This is a genomic window from Schleiferilactobacillus shenzhenensis LY-73 (assembly GCF_000469325.1).
Taxonomy (GTDB): Bacteria; Bacillota; Bacilli; order Lactobacillales; family Lactobacillaceae; genus Schleiferilactobacillus; species Schleiferilactobacillus shenzhenensis.
The window spans coordinates 1-4,825 of record NZ_KI271599.1; the positions used below are offsets into that span (position 1 = coordinate 1).

The following is a 4,825-nucleotide window of genomic DNA, read 5'->3' on the forward strand; positions in this document are numbered from 1 at the left end:
TCAAGCCGTGCCCACCACGTTCCAGGCCCCCTGGCGGAGGGCCCAAATCGCCGGGCCCCGCCAATCTTTTCTCCCTACTCGCCCCGCTGGAACTCCTCACCCTGTGCATCTTGCAGAACAATGCCGCTGTAGAGCTGCACCGTGATGAAGTAGTAAAGGACGTAGAGCACCAGGAAGATGAGGAACGGCAGCCAGATGTTCTTGTACGGCGCCGGCAGGAGGTTGGTGACCTTGAACATCTGCAGGCCGAAGAGCACGTGGATGATGCCCAGGACACCCGGCAGCAGGAACAGCGTGCCGATCTCTTGGCGGATGGACTTCTTCAGCCAGCCCCGGCGAGTGCCGATCTTCGCCAGCATCTGGTAGCGAAGCGCATCGCTGGCCGCGCTGGACAGGATCTTGAACATCAAGCAGGACGCCAGCATCGCCAGGAAGGCAATGCCCAGGAACAGGCCCATGAACTCGAAGCCGGACATCATGCTGTTGTACAGCGTATAGACGACGTACTTCTGGTTCAAGCCCAGTGAATCATTGGTCTTGCCCTTTGCTGCAGCAGTTTGCTGGGCATCATCGGCCGTGGCCAACGGCTTGATTTTATCCTTGCTGGCCATGAAGTCTTTGACGGTGTAGAGCGTAACCGTGTGGGTCTGGCCGGCTTGCTGCGCAAAGGCGGCAGCGGACAGGACCTTGATCGGTGCGCCGCTGGCGCTGCTGGTCACCAAGGACGACAAGGTCCCGCTGTAACTATCTGGCGATTGCAGCATCGTCGCCCCGGTCAGTTTCGTCAGTTTGGCACTGTAGGACCCATCTTTGTTCTGGCGCTGTTCATTTTCCCGATACGGGGCCTTGTCGAACTCGCCGGCGGAGAAGTAAACCGCCTTGCTGTCGACTTTGTACTGATACGTCGTGGTACTCGTCGGCTCGATCTGACGGGCTTTCTCCTTCTGAGTGCTAGTCGGATCGTGCAAAATCAAATCATAAGGCGACACCTGGTTGGTCATGGTCTGGATCGTATCGTGGAAGCCTAGGCCGACGGTGATAGCGCCCAGGGCCAAGGCGAAAACAATGGACACCATCGACAGCAGCCGGGTGAAGTCCCGGATGCGGAAGCTCAGCTGGCCCAGCGTGAAGCTGTGCAGACCGTGCAGGCGGAAGTTCGTGTTGCGCCGCAGCAGCTGGATGATCATCAAGAAGAACGCATCGAAAACGAAGTAGGACCCCAGGACGATGGTCACCAGGGCAATGCCGATGCCCAACAGCTGCAAGGTGTTCAAGTGGGCCATGGACCAGTAGCCGATGGCGAGCAGGATCAGGCCGGCGACCACTTCGATACCCCACATGAAGGTATTGCGCTTCAACCGGGTTGGTGTCTTATCCTGGTTCAGCAGCTGCAGGACCGGGGTACGCACCAATTTGCCGGCATTATAGATGGCGGTAATGGCGAACAGGGCCAGGAAGAAAATGGCCGTGACGATAGCCGCCGCTGTGCTCCACGGAGAAAAGTGAGTAATCGTAATGTCCATCTGGGCAACCAGGACCTTGCTGATGACACTGGTCAGGCCGACCCCGATGGCCGTCCCGACGATGGTCGCCAGCAAACCGACCGCCACCGTTTCAATGAAGATCAGCTGAGCAATCTTGCCGGACTTTGCGCCCAGCATCATGAACATGGCGTAGGTGCGCTGGCGCATTGTGAGCAGGAACGAGTTAGCGTAGAGGATGTACACCAAGGTAATGATGGCCAGCAGCACGGAGCCGAAGTAGAAGATGTAGACGATCATGCTCAGGGTCGAGTTGGCCTTCAGAAATTCAGGGTTGCTGGCCAGCGACTGGAACATGTAGAAGATGGCCGCGGAGATGGTCAGACCGGAGAAGAGGACAATGTAATCTTTGAGCCGGCTTTTCATGCCGCCCAGGGCGAGTTTCCATAACATATGTGTGCCGCCTCCTAGTCTTCGAACGTGCCGAGTTCATCGAGGATCTGGTGGTAGAACGCCGTCCGGTCCTGGTCCTTGCGCTTCAGCTCCTGGCCGATGACCCCGTCCTTAATGAACAGGATGCGTTGGCAGTAGCTGGCAGAAAATGGATCGTGGGTCACCAGCAGAATTGACACGCCGTCTTTTTGGTTCAGATCGGTCATCGTGTCCAGCAGCTCCCGGGCACTGTGGGAATCCAAGGCACCGGTCGGCTCGTCGCCGAACAGGATCGCCGGCTGACCGACCAAGGCCCGGGCCGCAGCGACCCGCTGTTTCTGACCGCCGGAAATTTCTGTCGGATACTGGTCAAGGATCTCGGTGATGGACAGCTTCTCGGCCACCGCCTGGACCTGGGGCGCCACTTTCTTCGCACTGACCCCTTGCAGGGACAGCGGCAGGGCAATGTTCTCCCGCGCCGTCAGGTTCTCTAGCAAGTTGAAGTCTTGGAAGATAAAGCCGACCTCGTGGGAGCGGAAGTCCGCCAGCTTGTTGCCCTTCAACTGGGTCACGTCCTGCCCGTTGATGCGGACGTCCCCGGCAGTGGGCTTGTCCAGCGTGGAGAGAATATTCAACAAGGTAGACTTGCCCGATCCGGACGCCCCCATGATGCCGATGAATTCCCCGGACTGCACGCTGAAGGACACATCCTCCAACGCCACCGTTTGTTTTTCGTTGGCCTTACCGTAGACCTTGCGTACTTTTTTCACTTCGACGACATTCGCCATGGTGTGTTTTCCTGCTTTCTATATATGGAATCTGCGGTCAGCAGGCAGAAAGAAAGGCCTCTGAACCGTATCGATCAACTGACTATGCTTCTAGTTTAGCAAGCGGGCGGCCGCTGTGCCCTAACGTTTTTGTTATGTTCACTCGGGCGGAAGACGGACAAGATAAAAAAGGCCGCCGTTGGTAGAATATCATCAACGGCGGTACAACGCTTGGCAGACGTCTCCACGAGGCGGTCTCAATGAATCAAATTGTGCAGGGCAATAATCATGGCCGGCAAGACGTACAGGGCAAACACGCCAGCCATGACGATCAGGTGGCGGCGCTTGTGCATCAACGTGACAGCGATAAACTCCCGCAGGACGGCGTTGGGCAGATAATAGAACGAGGTATGGGCGCCGCGGCCATTGGCCCGCAAGCCCTCGGCCCGGGCATATAGCCCGGCGCGGAAGATATGGTAATTATTGGAAACAAAGATGGCGCGATAACGGCCGCCCATTTCCCGGTGTTCAATGATGGCCTTGGAGAAACGCAAGTTTTCTTGAGTGGTGGTGGACATATCCTCCAGCAGGGTCGCTTCTTCGGGAATGCCGTGGGCAACGGCGTAAGCCCGCATGGCCGCGGCCTCGGATAATTTCTCATCGGCCCCCTGGCCCCCGGAGAAGATGATCATCGGGGCCGGCCGGCCCTTACGAATCTGGCGGTAATAGAACTTCATCCCCCGTTCGATGCGGGCGGCTAGGAGTGGGGAAACAGTGTCCCCGTTGAGCAAACCAGCACCCAGGACGATGATGTACTGCTGCTTGTAAGGAATGGGATAGAACTGATAAATCAGCAAGCTGGACACGAAATTGAAGAGAATTAAGGTACCATATTGGACCACCACGTTGGCCGTCGTTACCAATACCTGCAGCCACTGCGGCAGGTGGCCGTAATTGACGGTCAGCACCCAGAGAATGATGATGGCGATCCCGGTCAGGAGGGTCAGCATGTTGGCCACCGTATGGCTTTCGCGCTTCCACACGATGCGTGCATTCAGCAGGAGCCAAATAGCGGAGGTCGCCCAGATCAAGGCAATGAGCACCACCGCAATCAGAAAGAGGGTGCCCGTGACAAGAATCAGGATTTCATTCTTCGACACGATGATCGTTCCGCCCAGCCACGCCCAAAAAACGACAAACAGGATATTAAAAAGGACGCCGTTCACCAGCCGGCGGGGTTCGGTCAACCAGCAGGCGAGGAATACGCCCAGGCACAGGAGCACGACCGCTGCCCCCAGACCGACCACCGCCCAGGGAAAGTCCGGGCTGTTTAATAACGCCTGCATTGATTCAGGACCACCTATCCACGAAGATTCCAGAAAAAGTTATACTTGTAGCGTACCGATTTTGGGGGGATTTGTCTATGTCTGTCAGTCGTTTTCAAGCGTTCAGTGACGGCGTTTTTGCCATCCTGATCACGATTTTGGTGCTGAGTTTCCAGGTACCGGACTACCACGCTGGCCACCTGTTCACGGCCGTGCTCAACCAGTGGCCAATCATGGCCGCATACGTGGTGTCCTACTTTTATGTGGGCACGTTGTGGCTGTTTCACCACGATTATTTTAACACCCTGGTGCGCATCGATCGGGGCGTGAACATGCTGAACCTGCTGCTGCTCTTCAGTATCACCCTCATCGACTACCCCATGGCGCTCGTGGCGAACACCTTGGCCACCGGGAACGTGGCGGACATGCGGGTGGCGTTCATCATGTACGACCTGGTGGCACTGTTCGTGTCTTTTACGTTTTTCTTAATGTATCTATACCTGCACCACCACATGAATCTCAAAGCACCCCACGTCACCACCGACTTCTACACCACCATCAAGTTCGACCCCCTGCGCAGCGTGGCCATCTACGGCGCCTCCATCATCGCCGCCTTCTTCTCCATCCCGCTCTCCGCCCTGCTGCTAGTCCTGGGCATCTTGTTCCACTTCTTTGCTTACCTGCGGATGAGCAGAAATCTGCGGACGGCGCGGGTGAAACGAGTAGAAAGTCCAGTGAGTGGGAAGAAGTAAAAGTCTCGCGTTGGCCCGGGTGACTCCGGGCTCCGCGGGCGGGGGCGGCGACGCGAAGCTAGTGCGAA

General features: G+C 57.0%; 4 protein-coding genes. 1 reads left to right on the forward strand and 3 read right to left on the reverse strand.

Annotation, left to right across the window (positions count from 1 at the left end):
• Window positions 1–74 precede the first annotated feature (74 nt).
• From L248_RS11125 to L248_RS11135, 3 genes are all read right to left on the reverse strand, one after another.
• Window positions 75–1,934: an FtsX-like permease family protein gene (locus L248_RS11125; RefSeq protein WP_022530327.1), complete on the reverse strand. Its 1,860-nt coding sequence runs from the start codon at window positions 1,932–1,934 to the stop codon at window positions 75–77.
• A gap of 14 nt (window positions 1,935–1,948) precedes the next feature.
• On the reverse strand, window positions 1,949–2,701 hold the full coding sequence (locus L248_RS11130) for an ABC transporter ATP-binding protein (protein WP_022530328.1): 753 nt from the start codon (window positions 2,699–2,701) through the stop codon (window positions 1,949–1,951).
• Between the two features lie 236 nt (window positions 2,702–2,937).
• Entirely contained in the window at window positions 2,938–4,026 is a 1,089-nt protein-coding gene (locus tag L248_RS11135; protein WP_022530329.1) for an ElyC/SanA/YdcF family protein, read from the reverse strand.
• 77 nt (window positions 4,027–4,103) lie between these two features.
• Here L248_RS11135 and L248_RS11140 point away from each other — a divergent pair, with 77 nt between their 5' ends.
• Window positions 4,104–4,757 carry a TMEM175 family protein gene (locus tag L248_RS11140; protein WP_022530330.1) on the forward strand — a complete coding sequence of 218 codons (654 nt, stop codon included), beginning with the start codon at window positions 4,104–4,106 and terminating at the stop codon, window positions 4,755–4,757.
• Window positions 4,758–4,825 lie beyond the last annotated feature (68 nt).

Excerpts from the sequence above, each read along its gene's own strand:
- L248_RS11125 (WP_022530327.1), bottom strand. The coding sequence starts at position 1,934 with ATGTTATGGAAACTCGCCCTGGGCGGCATGAAAAGCCGGCTCAAAGAT.
- L248_RS11130 (WP_022530328.1), bottom strand. The coding sequence starts at position 2,701 with ATGGCGAATGTCGTCGAAGTGAAAAAAGTACGCAAGGTCTACGGTAAG.
- L248_RS11135 (WP_022530329.1), bottom strand. The coding sequence starts at position 4,026 with ATGCAGGCGTTATTAAACAGCCCGGACTTTCCCTGGGCGGTGGTCGGT.
- L248_RS11140 (WP_022530330.1), top strand. The coding sequence starts at position 4,104 with ATGTCTGTCAGTCGTTTTCAAGCGTTCAGTGACGGCGTTTTTGCCATC.